General features: G+C 39.1%; 13 protein-coding genes and 2 pseudogenes. 12 read left to right on the top strand and 3 right to left on the bottom strand.

Features of this window, described 5'->3' with window-relative positions:
- Position 1: 1 nt before the first annotated feature.
- The 3 genes from G7051_RS00425 to G7051_RS00415 all read left to right on the top strand — a co-directional run bounded on the left by G7051_RS00425 (position 2) and on the right by G7051_RS00415 (position 9,401).
- Positions 2–5,311: a hypothetical protein gene (locus G7051_RS00425; protein WP_166197642.1), complete on the top strand. Its 5,310-nt coding sequence runs from the start codon at positions 2–4 to the stop codon at positions 5,309–5,311.
- Between the two features lie 119 nt (positions 5,312–5,430).
- A complete protein-coding gene (locus G7051_RS00420) occupies positions 5,431–8,859 on the top strand; it encodes a DUF6443 domain-containing protein (protein ID WP_166197640.1) in 3,429 nt (1,142 codons plus the stop codon).
- Positions 8,856–9,401, top strand: a complete 546-nt coding sequence (locus G7051_RS00415; protein WP_166197638.1) for a hypothetical protein — start codon at positions 8,856–8,858, stop codon at positions 9,399–9,401. Before G7051_RS00420 ends, G7051_RS00415 begins: the two co-directional genes overlap by 4 nt.
- Before the next feature lie 840 nt (positions 9,402–10,241).
- On the opposite strand, the gene G7051_RS00405 is transcribed toward G7051_RS00415, so the two are convergent.
- From G7051_RS00405 to G7051_RS00395, 3 genes are read right to left on the bottom strand one after another with little or no spacing between them, the layout of a single operon-like run.
- The gene (locus tag G7051_RS00405; RefSeq protein ID WP_166197636.1) at positions 10,242–11,531 is read right to left on the bottom strand and encodes a relaxase/mobilization nuclease domain-containing protein; all 1,290 of its coding nucleotides are present in this window, start codon (positions 11,529–11,531) and stop codon (positions 10,242–10,244) included.
- Entirely contained in the window at positions 11,521–11,880 is a 360-nt protein-coding gene (gene mobC, locus G7051_RS00400; RefSeq protein ID WP_166197634.1) for a plasmid mobilization relaxosome protein MobC, read from the bottom strand. The genes G7051_RS00405 and mobC overlap by 11 nt, the downstream gene beginning before the upstream one ends.
- Before the next feature lie 7 nt (positions 11,881–11,887).
- Positions 11,888–12,382, bottom strand: coding sequence for a hypothetical protein (locus G7051_RS00395; protein ID WP_166197633.1), 495 nt, complete (start codon positions 12,380–12,382; stop codon positions 11,888–11,890).
- Between the two features lie 646 nt (positions 12,383–13,028).
- Here G7051_RS00395 and G7051_RS00390 point away from each other — a divergent pair.
- From G7051_RS00390 to G7051_RS00355, 9 genes and pseudogenes are all read left to right on the top strand, one after another.
- Positions 13,029–13,805 carry a ParA family protein gene (locus G7051_RS00390; protein WP_166197631.1) on the top strand — a complete coding sequence of 259 codons (777 nt, stop codon included), beginning with the start codon at positions 13,029–13,031 and terminating at the stop codon, positions 13,803–13,805.
- Entirely contained in the window at positions 13,805–14,308 is a 504-nt protein-coding gene (locus tag G7051_RS00385) for a DUF3408 domain-containing protein (RefSeq protein ID WP_166197629.1), read from the top strand. The genes G7051_RS00390 and G7051_RS00385 overlap by 1 nt, the downstream gene beginning before the upstream one ends.
- Positions 14,309–14,544: 236 nt before the next feature.
- Entirely contained in the window at positions 14,545–14,898 is a 354-nt protein-coding gene (locus G7051_RS00380; RefSeq protein WP_166197627.1) for a hypothetical protein, read from the top strand.
- Positions 14,899–15,311: 413 nt separating this feature from the next.
- Positions 15,312–15,590: a helix-turn-helix domain-containing protein gene (locus G7051_RS00375; protein WP_166197625.1), complete on the top strand. Its 279-nt coding sequence runs from the start codon at positions 15,312–15,314 to the stop codon at positions 15,588–15,590.
- 1 nt (position 15,591) lies between these two features.
- Positions 15,592–15,778 (top strand): annotated as a pseudogene (locus G7051_RS18200) (DNA-binding protein); the annotation flags it as partial.
- A gap of 420 nt (positions 15,779–16,198) precedes the next feature.
- Positions 16,199–16,339 carry a hypothetical protein gene (locus G7051_RS00370; RefSeq protein ID WP_166197533.1) on the top strand — a complete coding sequence of 47 codons (141 nt, stop codon included), beginning with the start codon at positions 16,199–16,201 and terminating at the stop codon, positions 16,337–16,339.
- Positions 16,332–18,149 (top strand): reverse transcriptase/maturase family protein, encoded by a 1,818-nt coding sequence (locus G7051_RS00365; RefSeq protein WP_166197623.1) that lies wholly within the window; start codon positions 16,332–16,334, stop codon positions 18,147–18,149. Before G7051_RS00370 ends, G7051_RS00365 begins: the two co-directional genes overlap by 8 nt.
- 109 nt (positions 18,150–18,258) lie before the next feature.
- Positions 18,259–18,369 (top strand): annotated as a pseudogene (locus G7051_RS00360) (DNA-binding protein); the annotation flags it as partial.
- Positions 18,360–18,545 (top strand): hypothetical protein, encoded by a 186-nt coding sequence (locus G7051_RS00355; protein ID WP_166197621.1) that lies wholly within the window; start codon positions 18,360–18,362, stop codon positions 18,543–18,545. The pseudogene G7051_RS00360 and the gene G7051_RS00355, both read left to right, overlap by 10 nt.
- The last annotated feature ends 21 nt before the right edge of the window (positions 18,546–18,566 follow it).

The raw sequence follows: 18,566 nt of genomic DNA, 5'->3' as shown, positions 1-18,566 counted from the left end.
AATGAAACGAATTATAACTCTAGTTACTTTGCTGCTATTGATGGCCGGTAATATGTGGGCACAGACACCCAGCCTAAATAAGGACCCTGAAAAAATGTTTCCGGCTTGGGATCCTGGTATATCAAATTATTTAAGTAATGATGTTGGAACGCTTGGAACTTATGGAGCTGTCCCTGCAACATTATTCACAGGTACTCCTGATATCACAGTTCCCCTCTATAAACTAAAACTATCAGATATAGTTATTCCTATATCGTTGAAATACCATATTCATAATGTCAAACCAAATGTACATCCTGGTATCGTCGGTTTAGGATGGAATTTGTTCTGCGGAGGAAATATTACTCGTATACAGAAAGGAAATTGTGATGAAACACCTTTTTATGGATTCTTAGATTCGAATTTTAAATCTTTGAGTGACAATTGGCTGGACTTCTATAAATCGAAAGATATTACCGTCAAAAACTCGGCACTAAAAGAAGCTTGGTCCGGAGAAAATAGAATGATCGTTGATGGGTATTTGAAAAGCAGGTTCGGTTATGAAACTGTTGACACTTCTTCAGATGAATATTCTTTTAATTTTCTAGGATATTCAGGTTCATTTTATCTTGACCATACAGGAAAGTGGGTAGTTGATTCAGATACAGAATTTAAAATAGAATATGAGTTGATAACCTATGACAAAACAAGATCCCAAATATCAAAACATACTTCTGATTTTAACAAAACGACTACCTATCATAAATTTAAATTAACAGCTCCTGACGGTACAATATTTATATTTGGAGGAATAAATGCTATAAATTATAGCCTATCAAACTATATCGATCAGACTGCCGGAAATAGTCCTACAGTATTTAGTCTACCGGTTGCTACAACCTGGCATCTATCTGAAGTTATTTCAACCAAAGGAAACTCTGTTGAATTTGAATATACATTATTAGATCCGATCCTTGAAACTAATTTGCAATTTCAGATACAAGATAATTTTATAGCTCCGGGAAGCATTGGTATGGCCAATTTTCAATTGATAATGCCAGTTTCCCTAAAAGCAATTAAAAGTAATATATATGGGGAATTGATTAACTTCAATTATGAAAAATCAGTTGAATTAAAATATCCTACTTTGTTTTGTCAGAAGGAGCAGGGCTGGAAAGAAAATATGGCATTCAATCTTTCAAAGGACCCGAAATTAGTATATATAAATTCCTACTCCGATATTCAGTGGAATCAATTGGCCTCTATAGATATAAAAGCAGGAGATTTTGCTAAACATTACAAATTTATTTATACCGACTCAGAGCAAGAACGTTTAAAGCTACTTAAAATAGAGTCTTCTTTCCTAGAGACATATACATTCCAATATAATAAATCATTGATGCCTGATTATCTATCCGGCTACTATGATTTTCTGGGGTTTAATAATGGGGAAGATTTCTCATATCTTTTTGAGTATAACTTCTATGCAAGAACCCATGAGGCCGATGCAGAGTTGAAAAGCAGAGCAGACTCATTTTATAAAAAAAGAAAACCTGATATAACAGGAAAGTATTTATTTGCTGAAATATTGGAACAAATCACATATCCAACCGATGGGTATACAAAATTTGAGTACGAGCCTAATTACGTAAAAGGTTCAGTAAACATTGGAAGACAATCCGTTGATCTGAATCCAATGTATTCAGGCGGAGCCAGAATAAAGCGAATATCAAACTATACAGCAAAGGATAAATTTGCAAATGCTACCGGTTATTATTATGTTCATAATTTTGATCCTAAAACAAAAACAGGCAGTCCTTCCGGAATACTGTCATTCACCCCTTCGTACTATCATTTGATTGATTTTTACGATTTAAACGGTGTTGGCTATGCAGATAGGATTCAATACTTCAATTCAGAATCAACCAATATTGGATGGAGTAACAGTCTGGGTTCTATGATTGGATATTCAGAAGTGATAGAGTGCCAGGAAAATGAAAAAGGAGAAACGCAGGGATATACAAGATCTACTTTTACAAATTTTGATACTGATATCTGGGGAATATCTCATACTGATACACCTCCCATTAACTTTCTAAATAATAAATTACAACAACAGATACCCGATATCCCGGGATGTCCTTATTCTTCCAAAGAAAGAGAAAGAGGAAAATTGACTTTAAAAGAAGCCTTTGATAAGAATAACAACAAGGTGACAGGTAACTACTATAAGTATAAGTACGTATCCTCCAGGTATCCGTCTTCCCCTTTAGAAGATTACATAAGGGCTATTGACATTCGCACATGCCCTCTCGCTTACCTAAGCGATACTCAATCACAACGTTATGCTTTCGGAGGTTCATATAAGAAGTATATTTATTCGTATTTACTGGAATCATCAGAAGAGGTTCTTTTTGAAGAAGGTAAACAATCATCTTCTGTTAAACAGCTTTATGATTATAATAATTTGAAGTTAGTAAAATCGGTTTTAACTTGGGATAGCCAAAGTAGAAAACTAGAAACTAACTATAAATACCTGACTGATTTTCGACCATTGGATGCTATCCCTGATAATTCTCCTCTCAAAGTATATAAGATTATGCAAGATAAGAATATGCTTAATTATTTAATCGAAAAATCGGTTATGAAAAATGAGCTTACTCTATCTGCTGGAATACAAACCTATCAGATTACTAACTACAATCAAATTGTACCTGCGATACTTTATGAATTGGAGTCTGACAGACTAATAGTCGATTACAAATCGTTTGCCTTTACAGATCCATATACTTTATCAATAGATCAAAGATGTATCCCGAAAATAAACAGGTACCAACATGATTCATATGGTAATCTTATTTATTTAACACAAAGCGATAATTCAAAGGTTGTTTATTTGTGGGGGTATAATGGCCAATATCCGATAGCAGAGATTCAGAATGTAACCTATGAACAGGTGAAATCAGCTTTAGGAGTTACTCCCGAAAGCCTGTCATCGGCTCCTGAGCCTAAGATGGACGCAGTCAACGGGCTACGTGAAGAGTTACCTCAGGCACAAGTAACCTCCTATACTTATTCTCCGTTAATCGGTATAAAAACAGTTACCGATTCACGAGGGCAAGTAACCAAATACGAATATAACGGGGTCGGCAGACTTTCTCATGTATATCTAACCGAAGACGGCAGGGATAAAGTCATCAAAGGTTACAGATACGAAATGCCCGGTTATGATACTCATCTCAAAGGTGGAGAACAGACAGAACCCAAACCCGAACCCATCGATCCAGAGAATCTCACCCCAGACCCCTATAAAAAAGGCAAGGCCAGTTCCGTTTTAATCAATATCGGCGCCAAAGGAGACGGCTCCTACGGGCTGACCGGCTGGAACTACGACACCCAAAAAGTAGAACTGAATAATGTCATCACCAAAACCTATAAAACCATAGAAGCCGGTGAATATATATGGACTACAGAAAATCTAAGACTCAAATACGGTACCTATGGCAGTATCAATATGAACTGGGTAAACCTTACCCAAGTCGATGTAGATAAATATGCCAATGAATACCTGAACGGACAGAAAATACCCCTCGAAGAATTTGAGCAAGTATTCGGAACCTGGGTAACACTTTACGATGTAGCCATGATGTACCGCAATATCTACTGGGGAGTACCCAACAGTGATGGTACTTTCGACCATACCTGGGGACTACCTACCAAAGAAGACATCTGGCAACTATACGGACAAGCACCACGCACCACCGGAAACGTATACGAAGACATCAAAGACTTCCTCTTTGCATCCGCCTGTGACAACAAATTTGGTTGGACACAAAACATGTTTAACCGCAGGAATATTTCCGGATTGACACTTACCCCACTGGGTATGAGAGAATCCAACCAAGGAGGAGCCATCTACGGTTTCGGGCAAGTAGCCAGCCTGCAAACAGCCACTTGGGCTGGAATAGAAACCCTATCCGACAGAGACCTTTCCGGCAAAAGTGGAATAATCAGTAACGGGTACAGCTATCACCTGACACAGGCACGCCACCGAAGACCACTTACCGATCAGGAACTTGGTTACAAAATGTACATCGATGCAGCTAATGATCAAATACTGATGTTACCTTATACCCAAGCCTCCTCATTACCGGAACTGGCAAAAGGACTGGAAAGAGGAATCGCCCTTCGTTATGCCAACAGGGAACATATGAAAGTATTGAAAAAATGGTCTGACATACAAGCCGAAGCCACAGAGATTAAATCCAAATTGGCTCCGACAAATTACCCTGCACCGCCAGCATTACTCCCTTGTGAAAAAGAACCCGAACCTGAAATTACAGCCGACCCATATACCAAAGGCAAAGAAAGTACAGTCTTAATCAATATCGGAGCCAAAGGAGACGGTTCCTATGGGCTGACCGGCTGGAACTATGATACCAAGAAAGTAGAGCTAAACAATGTAATAACAAAGACCTATAAAACCATAGAAGCCAGTGAATATATATGGACAACCGAAAACCTCAGACTTAAATACGGAGTCTATGGCAGTGTTAATATGAATTGGGTGAACCTAACCCAGACTGATGTAGATAAATATTCAGCTGATTATCTCTCAGGTAAAACCATTCCCTTAGATGAATTCGAACAAGTCTACGGAACCTGGGCCACCCTCTATGAAACAGCCATGATGTACCGCAATATTTATTGGGGAGTACCCACTGGACCCGGCACCTTCGACCATACCTGGGGCTTACCCACCAAAGAAGACATCTGGCAAATGTACGGACAAGCACCCCGTATATCGAATAACCTGTATAACGATATCAAAGACTTCTTGTTTGCATCCCCTTCCGACTTCAACTTCGGTTGGACCCAAGGACTCTTTAAAAATAAGAATACCTCAGGACTTACACTCACCCCACTGGGCATGAGAGAATCCTACAATGGAGGAGCTATCTATGGCTTTGGTCAGGTAACCAGTCTTCAAACCAGTACATGGAAAGGCATTGAAACCCTCTCGGACCGTGATCTTTCAACTAACAGCGGGCTGATCAGTAATAACAATAGTTACCACTTTACCCAAGCACGCCACCGAAGGCCCTTGACTGATCAGGAACTAGGATACAAGATGTACATCGATACAGCTAACGATCAGGTATTGATGTTACCATACGATCAGGTATCCACACTTCCCGAACTACCTAAAGGACTGGAACGTGGGGTAGCCCTTCGTTATGCTAACAGAAAAGCTATGAAAGTAGTTAAGAAGTGGTCTGAGATACAGGCGGAAGCAGCTATGATTAGCAGTAAAATCACAAAGGCTTCCTGATTACTTCAGGAAAAAACAATACAAAAGAACAAATAGATTATACGATACTGATAGAAACAACTGTCAGTATCCTATATTCTAAAAATAAATAAAGAATTAAACATAACAAACAATAGCTTATGAAACGATTACTTTTTGGTATAAGCTTACTTATATATACAATTACAGGAGTATATGCGCAGACAGCTATCTCACCACGTGTAGCCATCACCGGCTTTAATGTCACGTATGGGATGCCTTCTATACGGACTATTACACCTTTATCAGAAACGGCCCATTACCCGAATTCAATAGCTTTTACTCAAGGATTTGACTTGGACAGTATCATTGATGAAATCCAGTATTTCGACGGTTTGGGGCGTCCCATGCAGATTGTGCAAAGGGAAATGAGCCCCGATAAATATCAGAATAATTTCCAGCCCGGATTTGAAGGATATCTAAACAAAGACCTTGTCATCCATCAGGAATATGATGCATGCGGAAGGCAAAGTACTGTCTGGTTGCCTACAGTTTCGAGCTATGGAGGCGCATTTATACCTCTGGATATACTCAAAGAAAACTCTAAAAACCTGTATCAGGATTCTGCCTACAGCCGTCCTGTATACGAAGCATCACCGCTTAACCGTGTGTCAGAACAATACGGCCCCGGCAAGAGATGGTATGAGAATGAAAAGTCGGTTAAGACCGAATACCTGACCAATAAAGGAACATCGGGAGAACTCTCGTGTATTTGGTTTACTGTAGACGGACAAGGCATGAATACCACTCTGATTAAAAAAGGATATTACAGCGATGCCCAGCTTTATGTTACCAAGATGACTAATGAAGAAGGAAGTATCTCTTATGAATTCAAAGACAAATTGGGACAAGTACTTCTTACCCGTCAGATAAATACCAACTCGGAGTTATTCGATACCTATTATGTATACGATGATTTAGGAAACCTGTCCTTTGTCATTCCTCCTATTGCTTCGGAAATAGCAACCAAAGGAAACCTCTCCGCAGAGAATCTTGATCTGTATGGCTACCAGTACAAATACGATAAACGCAAACGTTGTGTGCAAAAACAGCTTCCCGGAGCAAAATACATCAGCTACATATATGACAAAGCCGACCGTCTTATATTTACACAAGATGGAGAGCAAAGAAGAGACAATAAAAATGAGTGGTTATTCTCACTCACTGATGCCTTCGGCAGAAACGTTCTGACTGGAATATGTAAAGATACCGATATCACTAATGAGAAATATGAAAACCTGTTGCTAGAAGCAGAAGCCAAAGACGATGGTACATACAGAGGGTACAACCTGCTTGTTAACGGACAGAAAACAAGCCTTACTTCCGTGAAGGTATTAACCGTCAATTACTATGACAATTACAATTTCCTGGGAAAACACACCCCCAACTGGCAATTTACCCCCAAAGACGGATATGGAGTCCGCTTTACAGGAGACAACAAAGGCTATGAAACCAAAGGTTTGCTGACAGGGACATCCGTCACCCTGCTGGATGGATCAGATACTTTCCTGCACAGTGTGTCCTACTATGACAATAGGGGACGGGTGGTACAAACCATTTCAAGCAATCACCTCGAAGGAGAAGACAAAACGTGGTTCGCTTACAATTACATCAACCAGGTAACCGGACAACAACATCTGCATACAGCCAAGGGAAAGGATAGCCAGACCGAACTGTACACTTATGCCTACGACCTTAAAGGAAGACTTTTAAAGACCGGGTACAAGTTGAATAATCTGACTGAAATAGTTTTGGCTGAAAACACATACAACAAATTTGGTCAGCTCGAATCAAGCACCCCTGCAAGTGCCCCCAATCTGAAAACTGCCTATAAATACAACATTCGTTCGTGGACGGAAACCATAACCAATAATCATTTCAAGCAAAAACTGGATTATGACTTTTCAGGTAATATCCACAAAATGGCTTGGGAGCAAAATGCAAGAAACAGGTCTTATACTTTTGAATACGATAAAATCTCTCGTCTGACAGGAGCGGTTTATAAAGGGGCAGCAAATGAGGATTATTCGAGCGGTTATTCTTATGATAAACATGGGAATATGAAAACCCTTAGTAGAAAAGGTTATATCCCCGAAACCAGCAAATATGGAGAAATTGATAACCTGACAATGGATCATAGAGGTAACCAATTAATTAGCACCACTCAGTTTGGAGCTACTATTCTGGATGCTTCCTATCCCCAATTCATCTCTTACAATGATCAGAGCGGAGATATGTATGCTTATAATAATAACGGAGCCATGATAGAGGATCACACCAAAGGTATGGCAGTCAGCTACAATCTGATGAATCAACCTTTGGAGATAGAATTTAATAATACCTCGACCAAAGCCAGGAACAAGTATATTTATACCGCCGCAGGAAGTAAGCTCAAAGTAACCTATCTGGAAGCCATAGAACGCCAACAAGCCCCGCTACGGGGAGCTACCCTAAATGAAGATGAACTGACCCAAGTTAAAACTATCGATTACGTATCAAACAAAATCTATGAAGATGGTGTTCTAAGTAAGATACTATTAGGCAGCGGTTATTATGATACCCAGGATAAAAAATACTACTTTTATGTGCAGGATCATTTAGGAAACAACCGTGTAGTAGCAGATACAAAAGGTAATGTGGTACAATCCACAGAGTATTATCCGTTCGGTTTACAATTTGCCGATGGAACAGGTCAGGAAAAGCAAGCTTACAAGTATAACGGAAAAGAATTTGATCAGATGCATGGACTAAACTGGTACGATTATTCAGCAAGGCAATATGATCCGGTAGTGCCATATTTACCGACAATGGATCCATTATCAGAGAAGAAATATTGGTCTTCTCCGTATGCATATTGTTTGAATAACCCTCTAAGGTTTATTGATCCAGACGGAATGGATGAATGGGAAATAAATAAAAGAGGAATGATTGTTAATCATATTACTACAGATCAGCATGACGCTTTTTTTATGGTAGATACTGATGGGGCAAGAATAGACGGACAATCTATCTCATTTGAATATGGAACTGTAAGCCAGTCAACCGGTATATTTTCTTATGAAACGGGTAAAGGAATTCATAATTCAGAATATAATGTATATAAAATTAATGGTGATGAAAATGCTACTAAATTATTTAAATTTGCAGCGACTAATACAGATGTAGAATGGGGGCTCATGAGATTCAATGAGGGAGATCAACGATTAAATTATGTGACAACCTCTTTTAATGAACGCTTTGAAGAAGGAAGTGTAGGATTACTAAATGATAATAGATATATACAAGATCAAGTATTAAGAGAGCATATTCATAGCCATCCTATAAATGTACCATATCCAAGCGGACTACCTGGAACTGATGAGTATGAAATTGTTGCTGGAGATGTTGGGCTTGCTCGCAATCAAACTGATTGGGCAAATTACAAATCTTATCCTATACCTGAGTTTAGCATTTGGGTTAAACCTACAAAAACTAAAGTACCTTATTCTGCAAATTCAGTAATGACAGATTTTAACCAATACATGAAATGATGAAAATAGATATCTTATTCAAAAAAATTATTGCAACATTGATATTCATATTTATAAGTGACGGATTATCAGCTCAGGATACAATTGTTACGAAGGTGGACGTGATAAAGGATTCTATTAATATGTCTGAATGGGTACTTGAAAATAGAGAACTCGCTAATAAACTTAAAACACTCGTGCTGGACAAAAATTTGAATTCAGACAAAAGAGAATCATATATATATATAGTAACTATTAGAAAAGATACTTTACAAAAGTATTCAATTAGAGTAGCTTTGCTTCCATCTATAATTTTAAATAGCCCACAAAACTTAGGTTTTTTTAAATTAGAGAACTCTACATTTGTTATTCGAGGTGAAAATCCGGAAGTATTTTTCTTACCCACAAATAATGAAGAAAAATTATTTTATTATAGATTTTTAATCCGATCGCAAAGAGGCTTAATTCCTTTTACTCCTATAGAGGAGTTCTCTTCTTGGAATTTTTCTTACTCAAATGGAGAATTTAAATTAGAAAGCACCTTATGGGTGCCTGAAGATTAATAAAGAATAGTTAGCAGATTTGCTAAGACATAAAAAGAGCCGATAGCTAAAAACTATCGGCTCTTTTTATGTCTAGAATTGGATTTATACCAAGACACCTTAGATTTGTATAGGTAAAAGAAATTATAGATTTATAGTTATAAAAGAAATAAATATCTGTATAAGAAATTAGTTACTATCTCCGGACGAGATGTTGAATAGAAATCATAATCCATTTATATATCCCATTGACCACATAGAGGTCAAAAACAGACAACTTTTCTGTATTTGCTTATATATCTGTATTAAATAAATAGATAGGTAATAAATAACGGTCACAGACCTTTAAGAAACCCTAATCTTTGAAATCGTTGTTTTTCGCAGATTTGCAGATAGAAACTGAAAAGGGACAAGAAAGGAGCTTTCTCAAAATCGAATTTAGGGGATATGCCAAGATACGGACGAGATATTGAATAGAAATTATAATCCATTTATATCGGTAACATAAAATGTATAAAAATAGGTTATACCCTAAAATAGCACACTAAAGTCTGCCTGTTTACTCAATTTCAAGGTGTATATATTTGATACTCTAAAATTACACATTAAATTCGTGTAAATTATTCAGATAATACCTAAAAAGGAGCAAAGACTCCATCTTTTCCTAGTAAAGATTTGCCTGATTTGAGTTGTTCTAAGGCTTTCTTCTTAATACTTTCAAAAGCAAATTCTTTTTCCATAAAAAAACTGCATTAGTAAAAATAATAATTTATTCTTCCTTGATACAGTTTAATTTACAGTCTCATTTCTTTATCTACATATATACTTTCACGAAAAATATGCCCCATTTTACAAAAAAACTTATCCCATTTTCGGTCTCTGTCTTTTGATAATTGGTTTATTACCCCGAGTTTCTTTTTGCGACTTATTTTCTTTTTCTTTAGATATCCTCGGATCACTCCAGGATTCCCTATACTCAGTATCCCCTTTATTCTCTTTCCAGAGATAAGGATAAGCAAATCCACCACCATACCATTTGACTTTAGCTTTTGTTATATAGCCTGCTTCTATCAGCATTTTATCGCGAATCCGCATTTCGTATTTGCCGTATTTGACAAAAGTATTGGGATTCTCCTTAGACGAAAAAGCTTTGTCCTTTTCATCATTCAGGAATACATAGGAAGAAAAATTTCCACTATCATCCTTCTTTTTCAGACCTTCCAGATATATAAAGCCGCCCTCTTCCAAGGTCTGCCACTGCTGTGGTGTTAATTTGACCCCACCTATGATGCGTACCTCCGGTTTGTTTTCAGTTTTGGATTGTCCTTTGGGTGGCTGTTCTTGCTGTATCTGCGGCTCTCTTATTACTTGTTCCTTTTCTTTTGAAACGTAGTTTTGCTCCTCTTTGGCTTGTACCCGTAGTAATTTAATATTCTCCTCAAACGCCTTTTTCAGATTTCCAAAGCTAAATTTGCGATCAATTTGCGAGCCTTTAAAAGCAATATTGTTATACCGAAACGATACACCTTCGATCTGATTGGTACCTCGTTTGAATTTATATTCAAGCTCAATTCCATATTTTTTTAGAGAAAAACGTAAATCAGCAGGCACTTTACAACTAGGTAAAACAGCTTTTATAGTATCATAGATATAATATTTCACCTTATCCGGATCATTGAGCTTCTCTCTTTTAACCCGGTCTTTTCCCTTACCATACGTCAGATTATATTTATCCTTTAGCTTCTTACAGGTCTTAACATTGCGTTTGTAATCATTATTAACAGAGATTAGTTTTAAGTTATTATCAATACGGTTATACACAATATGCAGATGCTCATTCTCCGTATTATGATGCCTGACAATAATATACTGCGTATTTTTAATACCCATTTCCTCCATATACTCCCTTGTCAGTTGAAGCATGAAGTTACAAGTCAGCCTGTGGCTGTCTTCAGGCGAAAATGATATCGGGATATGCCCGACAGGCTGCTTTATCTCCTTCCTGCCCGAGCGTTGCATGGCGAAGCTGCGGATAATACTTTTGGCACTATCCGCAAGCACTCCCTCCGCTTCCAGTAACTCGTGTGAATCGTTCAACACATAAAGAACACATCCTTTAAACGATTTTCCTTTGATATTCTTAGCGATCATTGAGCAGCCTCCTTATTTGTTCGGTTATCATGATTACCTCCATAGCTGAGTTGGAGAATCCCGATTTGTTAGCCTGTTTAGCAATCTGGTTCAGGTTATTTGCCATGCCCGAGAGTTTACGCATCAGATCCAAATCCTCCAAAGAAAAGCGGAGTTTAACACTTCCCTTTAGTACCATCTCCCGAGCGTATTGTGTCGCTTTCATACCTAACTTTTCCGCTTTTTGTTTCATCGAATTAAAATCCTGTTCGGTCAGTTTCAGATTAATCGAACAGGATAGTTTCTCTTTTTTCTTTGCCGGCCTACCTCTAGAGATCGCTTTTTCTCCCGATTTATCTCTATTTTCCATACCGATTCTATTTAATGTTATGGAAAACTCTCATATGCCTATTTACATCTGAGCGGGACGTAACGTAATCGACCACCGGGAGATGAAGTGGAGTCTGCGCACGCAGCCCGGATCTTTTGCGACCGCCGGGAGCGAAATCCGCAGGCTGCCAAGTGACCTCAGAATATGCGACCATCGGGAGCATATTTTGAAGCGGGAGATAAATCCTTAGGGTACCGGATTTATCTTCTGCGTGGTCACAGCCCCCTGCAAGGGCAAGGTATGCACGAAGGGAACTCAAAAAGCCTCGGAGAGATTTTTGGGTAACCCGTGCGATTACCTTGCTCCTTTGACGACGAGAAAAAAATAAAGAGGTGGTAGTCTCTTTATTTTTTGATTCGGTGGCAACCTTAATACTCAACTTCGGGCATATCACTAAACGGTCCGAATCATTTAATAACTGATAGTCTTCAAAAATGCGGCTTGGATAAGAGACCGCTAATACAGCTTTTTCACTTTTCATAAGTCTGTTGTTTTAATGATACAGACCACGAATTAAATAATAATATTTATTGAAATACAACACTTTATAGAGATCGGATTATTCTGCTTAGACTTGCTGTATATTATTGTTTCAGGCACAAAAATACCGGTGCGAACTGCTGCGGTTTGCCAATCCTATAATTTAGGTAAACGACTTCTACAAAAAATATAATTTCCTCTTTTAAATCAAGCGAACCGATAATACCATTATCATTTCCGATGCAGAACAAAGCCATTCTATGCAATAGAAACCCGCATTATGCATTGATAAATAAGTTGTTATATATTCACAACCAGAAAGTCTGATAAACTTAAAATTTGCAGTTTTTACAAGTCGCAAAGTTGACTGATTTTAATCAGTCTGTAAAAGAGTTAAATCTGCGGGTTTGCAAACCTTATATTTTTCAGATTGCTTTTCAGTTCTGATAATTTGATAACTATCAAACTTGAAAACTTGATCGTTTGGTAATTTGAAAACAAATTTTCAATTTTTCTTGATTTAATATTTTCCTGAAAATAAGATAAATATAAAATTGTCTAACCATCGATATAACTTTCAATCAAGACGTAAAATCTGCAAATCTTCAAATTCACAATATGTCTAATTTTAAAATAGTCAATTCAGTATGAAACAGAAACCTTTATTTATCGCTTTCTCCACCCAGAAGGGAGGAGTTGGCAAAAGTACATTTACAATTCTGGCAGCAAGCTACCTGCATTACCAAAAGGGGCTGAATGTCGCCGTGATGGACTGCGACTATCCGCAGTGCAGCGTCTATGACATGCGTAAGCGGGAGATCCGTCAACTGGAAACCAACCTACACTACCAGTCCAAAGCCATATCCCTGTTCGAATCACTGGGCAAACAAACCTATCCGATTGTTTGCTCGAAGCCAGAGGAAGGTATAGCCAGAGCACAAGCATTTTTATCAGAAGAGGCTGCCGCTTATGATGTGGTCTTTTTCGACCTTCCGGGCACCATCAACAACGAGGGTGTGATTTCTACTTTTATGGGCATGGATTATGTCTTTGTGCCGATGTCCCCTTCGCGGCTCTCAATGGAAAGCACTCTCTCGTTTATTATTCCCGCCAGCGAGTTGATACGGGAACATACCGATATAAAGCTAAAAGCTATCCACCTGTTCTGGAACCGTATCGACGGGCGTATCAAAAAGGAGTGGGTCACCCATTACCAAGGCGTTATCCGGGAGTTCGGCTTATCCCTTATGCAGACAGCCATTCCCCAATCCGTCCGCTATGACAAGGAGCAATCCCTTGAGTGCAGCGATGCAGTATTTCTCTCCACTATCTTCCCTGCCGATAAGAATCTGGTCAAAGGCAGTAATCTGGATCTGCTGGTCGATGAGATATTGGATATTATTCACCTGAAACCTCAGATGTAATGGCAACAGATAAAACAACAAATAGATACGAAGACCTGCTCAAATTGGCACATAACGGTATTGATCAGGGTCAACCTGTATATAAAACAGAGCAGAAAGAGAAGGCTACGGAAGCTGTAGATACAATACCTGTCGATGTAGTAGCGGATGACTCAGATCCGGCAAAGCGGGTTCCGGATGCAAAGCAGGATAATACACCTGCATCGACAACCACATCAATATCAAAAGAATTGCTGGTATCTAAAGCTACCGGGAAAAGGAAACGTAAAACCCAGGATGACTATCCCGATGTGTTCTTTGTGCGTGTGGATTTTACCCACCGCAAACCACTCTATATTACGGCCGCCACCCATCGCCGTCTGATGCGTATCGTCCACCTGATGGATGAATCCAAAGCCACCATCAGCAGCTATGTGGAAAATATCATCCTGAACCACCTGGAAACCTTCAGGGAAGATATAGATACTATTTACCGTACAAACAATCTTAATCCTACAGAGTAATGGATACATTTATACAAATCTATGTAGTGATAAGCCTGTGGCTATGGACCGGACTGTTTCTGAGCAGTCCGCCGCTTCGAAAGGCATTCGTGGATATGCATCGCAGCATGGCAGCGGATCTATATGAAGCAATGAAGAAACAAATGGTAAAGCTATCTGAGATAGCCGCCCGCTTTATATCACAGAAATTAAAGAAAGCCTCACTTTATATGGAAGAGAGCAGCTATGAGTTGCGTGTGAGCGTAGCCCGCTCACTTATCAGCAAAAAACTATTGGGAGAATTGATGCATAAGAATCTAGTATATGCGATTTGTCGGGCACGGATGATGGACCAGGGGGATTCCGGGGTAATGTGGGATGATCTGGAAACAATGGCAGACCTGGCTACGGGTAAAGAAGTCGGGGATAAAGGTAAGAGAACTTCGGTAGAAACGGCATTCAAACTATGCAATACGGAATTCTTCGAACAACTGATTACCCGTATTCCCCGTGCACAGGAACGCATCCTGCTGGCTCTGGACCGCATAGAAGGCAGCAATCCTTATGAGTCGGTCAGAAATGAGGCATACCGCAAGTTTATAAGGGAGTAATCATATTCCGGTAACATATAAATGTATGCCGTCGAAATTATAAGATCGTAACAGACAATAAAACCAGCCCACGGATTCATTTTCGTGGGCTGGTTTTTATTTTATGAACCAATTATAAGATATAGATATACACACTGGTGGCGCCACCGACTGTCAAACCGGAGCCAATGGCTACCAGCAGGCTGTAAACCCGGAAAACACTCCTGAATAAGTTCTTTCTTTGTCCTTCTATCGGTTGTCACAAAAAATGTAACCCGAGAGATGGGCAGGACAAGGCATAACCTATTCTAGGACGAGACAAGATGAAAAATGACGACAAACAGTGAAAAACGATGACATATGAGCAGGTCTTACTATTTAGCGGTATATATTGAGATTATAAACGAAATTATTCATTATAAAAAGTAACGTATATGGAAGTAATAAACATGGAAGCCCAAATCTTCGAAGCCATGATGAGCTGCTTTGAAGCCTTTACCAAAAAAGTGGAAGATCTATGTGAGGATCATCAGGACAAGAGCCTGCACCGCTGGCTGGATAACCAAGACGTGTGCCGGATACTGAATATCTCCAAGCGTACCCTGCAAAACTACCGGGATAACGGCACATTGCCTTTTACACAGATAAACCATAAAATGTTCTATAAACCTGAAGATGTGGAAACTGTTATTCATAAATTAAAATTAAAGTAGTATGAGTGAAATTATGACAAGAGAGAACGAGCGGATAAAAAGATTCTTCGGCTCGCTAGACAAGGATACTCGACAAGATCGAAACGGCTCTGACAGGATGTAAACCAACCTTAAACGGAGAACGCTTCCTTACAGATAAGGAGGTCTCGGACAGATTGAAGGTCAGCCGCAGGACGTTGCAGGATTATCCTGCGCCCGTACTGGGTATATAATAAATATCTCTTTGGCAAGAGATTAGGTTTGTGTTCTTTGAAGTGACCTATCATCAACCGACTTATCTGAATGGGAAACCGGACAGGGAGCATAGCATGTCGGCAAAGCCATAAGTCAGCTAATTGTCAAGCTGCGACTGAAAGGTCAGATGAAACGATAGATATGAGGATAAAGTCTATACTGATTGAACGATAGTCCGAGTGGTTCCACTGTAGGCTCAGGCGGAAGACAATTACAAACGCCTGATTGTGATACTCTAAATTGTACGGTAATCATTTAGTAGCAAGAACTTATCACAACGCAATTACAATAAGTAATAAAGGACGAAAGTCGTATCCGACAATCTATCATGCCAATAGTTATTATATATCTAAACGGGGATTTCCTAAATCGGAATGCCGCAAGGCTATGGGGTTCAGCCTCTGAATATCCGACATGGAAACGGAGCTTCCGTAGTAGTTAGAGCAAGGGAAAGCCTTGTACATGGCGAAGGGAAGCAGTCAATAATTTTAATACAATTAACGGAAGATGTGTGAGACATTAAAAAGAAGTCCAGAAAGAGTATTAAACAGTCTAATGAAACAAAGTAAAGTTTCAGGTTACAAGTTTGAACGACTTTACCGTATTCTGTTTAATGAAGAGATGTTCTATGTTGCTTACCAACGAATTTACGCTAAGGCTGGCAATATGACCAAAGGGTCCGACGGTAAAACGGCAGACCAAATGAACATACTCAGAATTGAACACTTGATAGAGAAACTCAGAGATGAGAGCTATCAACCCCATCCGTCAAGGAGAACTTACATTCCAAAGAAAAACGGAAAGAAACGTCCGTTAGGAATACTCTCCTTTGATGATAAATTAGTGCAGCAGGTAATTAAAATGATACTTGAAGCCATTTATGAGGAGAGTTTCGAACCCACCTCACACGGTTTCAGACCTCGTAAAAGTTGCCAGACTGCCCTGATAAGCATTCAACGGACATTTACCGGTACCAAATGGTTCATCGAGGGAGACATCAAGGGTTTCTTCGATAATATAAACCACGAAGTTCTGATAAATACGCTGAAAGAAAGGATTGCCGACGAACGGTTTATCCGTTTGATTAGGAAATTTTTGAATGCGGGGTATGTCGAAGATTGGATGTATAACAAAACGTACAGCGGAACCCCTCAAGGTGGGATAATAAGCCCATTATTGGCAAATATCTATCTTGATAAGTTCGATAAGTACATGAGTGAATATATCCAAAACTTCAATATAGGAGGAAGAAGGCGCAAACACCCTCAGACGAGCAGGCTTAACGACAAGAAATACACGTTAGCCTTAAAACTGAAAACTTTGAATGATGAGACAGCGAAAGCCAAAATTGTAGATGAAATCAGAAATATCGGCAAACAGCAACTTATGTATCCTCATTGCGATCCTATGGATGAGAGTGTTAAGAGATTGAGATACGTCAGGTATGCGGATGACTTTCTTATTGGTGTGATAGGGAGTAAAGCAGATTGTGTCCAGATAAAAGCAGATATTGCAAATTATATGAGCAAGACTCTCAAACTGGAACTTTCAGCAGAAAAGACCTTAATAACCAATGCGCAAAGACCAGCCAAATTTTTGGGATATGATATCTACATACACAACTCCAATGCAACCAAAAGGAACAAGTTGGGCTATCTGGTACGCGCGTTCAACAACAAAATCATTCTTCGCGTTACTACGGAAACAATGAAAAACAAATTAATGGAGTATGGTGCGGTCAAATTTGATTATCGCACAGGAAAAGAAATTTGGAAGTCAAAAGCCCGTGAATACCTGATGAACGACTCGTTACTGGATATAATCACTAGATATAATGCTGAAGTACGCGGTCTGTACAATTATTACGCTATCGCAAACAATAGCTCATCGCTTAACACTTTCTCCAGTATTATGGAATACAGCATGTATAAAACATATGCAGGAAAACTCCAAAGCTCTGTCGGTAAGGTAATAGACAAGTTCTACAAAAATAAGGAATTTGCAATACCCTACACCACAAGCAAAGGAGAACCAAAGTTGCAGATATTCTATAATGGAGGCTTTAAACGCCAAGAGAAAGTCGATGTGTTGTATCAAGACAATCTACCGCAAATCTACACAAGGACGGAGCCAACACTTATTCAAAGGCTCAAAGCGTGCAAATGTGAATTATGTGGAGCAACTACCAATGAGACAGTCATGTTTCAAGTCAGAACTCTCAAAGAACTGAAAGGGACAAGTGACTGGGAAAACAAAATGCTCAAAAAGCATCGCAAAACATTGGTATTGTGCAAGGATTGCAATGATAAAGTACATCAGAGTTAGACTGATATTATTGATGGAAAGCCGTATACACTGAGAGGTGTACGTACGGTTTGGGGGCGAGTATCCGCAAACCTACCGCTGAAAGGCGGTAAGGCGGTGGATGCTTAGCCTACGGACCACAGGCAAGATACCCTATATTCAGTTAGGAGGGAAAGTATTGTACCGGGAGTCGGATATCCAGAAGCTGTTGGAGGAAAACTACTGCAAAGCATGGCAGTGAACTTCGCCTACGGACTACACCGCCCCCAACCCAATTATTTTTTTCTTTTTTATCCGGTAACTTTTACCACACAGCAAGCAATGGTAAACAAGACAAAATTTTTCCTGTTAGGGAAAACCCGTCAGGGCTTTGGCTTTGGCATTTTACCGGCTTGCTGTTCTTTTGTGGACGGATAAAAAAGAAAATCAGTTATTTAA

Source organism: Dysgonomonas sp. HDW5B (genome assembly GCF_011299335.1).
In the GTDB taxonomy this organism is placed as follows: domain Bacteria; phylum Bacteroidota; class Bacteroidia; order Bacteroidales; family Dysgonomonadaceae; genus Dysgonomonas_A.
Note: the sequence above shows the minus strand (reverse complement) of the source record. Positions and strands in the feature narration are given on the sequence as shown.

Coding starts and splice junctions, on each gene's coding strand:
- G7051_RS00390 (WP_166197631.1), top strand. CDS start 13,029: ATGAAACAGAAACCTTTATTTATCGCTTTCTCCACCCAGAAGGGAGGA.
- G7051_RS00385 (WP_166197629.1), top strand. CDS start 13,805: ATGGCAACAGATAAAACAACAAATAGATACGAAGACCTGCTCAAATTG.
- G7051_RS00370 (WP_166197533.1), top strand. CDS start 16,199: ATGCCGCAAGGCTATGGGGTTCAGCCTCTGAATATCCGACATGGAAAC.
- G7051_RS00425 (WP_166197642.1), top strand. CDS start 2: ATGAAACGAATTATAACTCTAGTTACTTTGCTGCTATTGATGGCCGGT.
- G7051_RS00355 (WP_166197621.1), top strand. CDS start 18,360: ATGGCAGTGAACTTCGCCTACGGACTACACCGCCCCCAACCCAATTAT.
- G7051_RS00395 (WP_166197633.1), bottom strand. CDS start 12,382: ATGAAAAGTGAAAAAGCTGTATTAGCGGTCTCTTATCCAAGCCGCATT.
- G7051_RS00415 (WP_166197638.1), top strand. CDS start 8,856: ATGATGAAAATAGATATCTTATTCAAAAAAATTATTGCAACATTGATA.
- G7051_RS00420 (WP_166197640.1), top strand. CDS start 5,431: ATGAAACGATTACTTTTTGGTATAAGCTTACTTATATATACAATTACA.
- G7051_RS00375 (WP_166197625.1), top strand. CDS start 15,312: ATGGAAGTAATAAACATGGAAGCCCAAATCTTCGAAGCCATGATGAGC.
- mobC (WP_166197634.1), bottom strand. CDS start 11,880: ATGGAAAATAGAGATAAATCGGGAGAAAAAGCGATCTCTAGAGGTAGG.
- G7051_RS00405 (WP_166197636.1), bottom strand. CDS start 11,531: ATGATCGCTAAGAATATCAAAGGAAAATCGTTTAAAGGATGTGTTCTT.
- G7051_RS00365 (WP_166197623.1), top strand. CDS start 16,332: ATGTGTGAGACATTAAAAAGAAGTCCAGAAAGAGTATTAAACAGTCTA.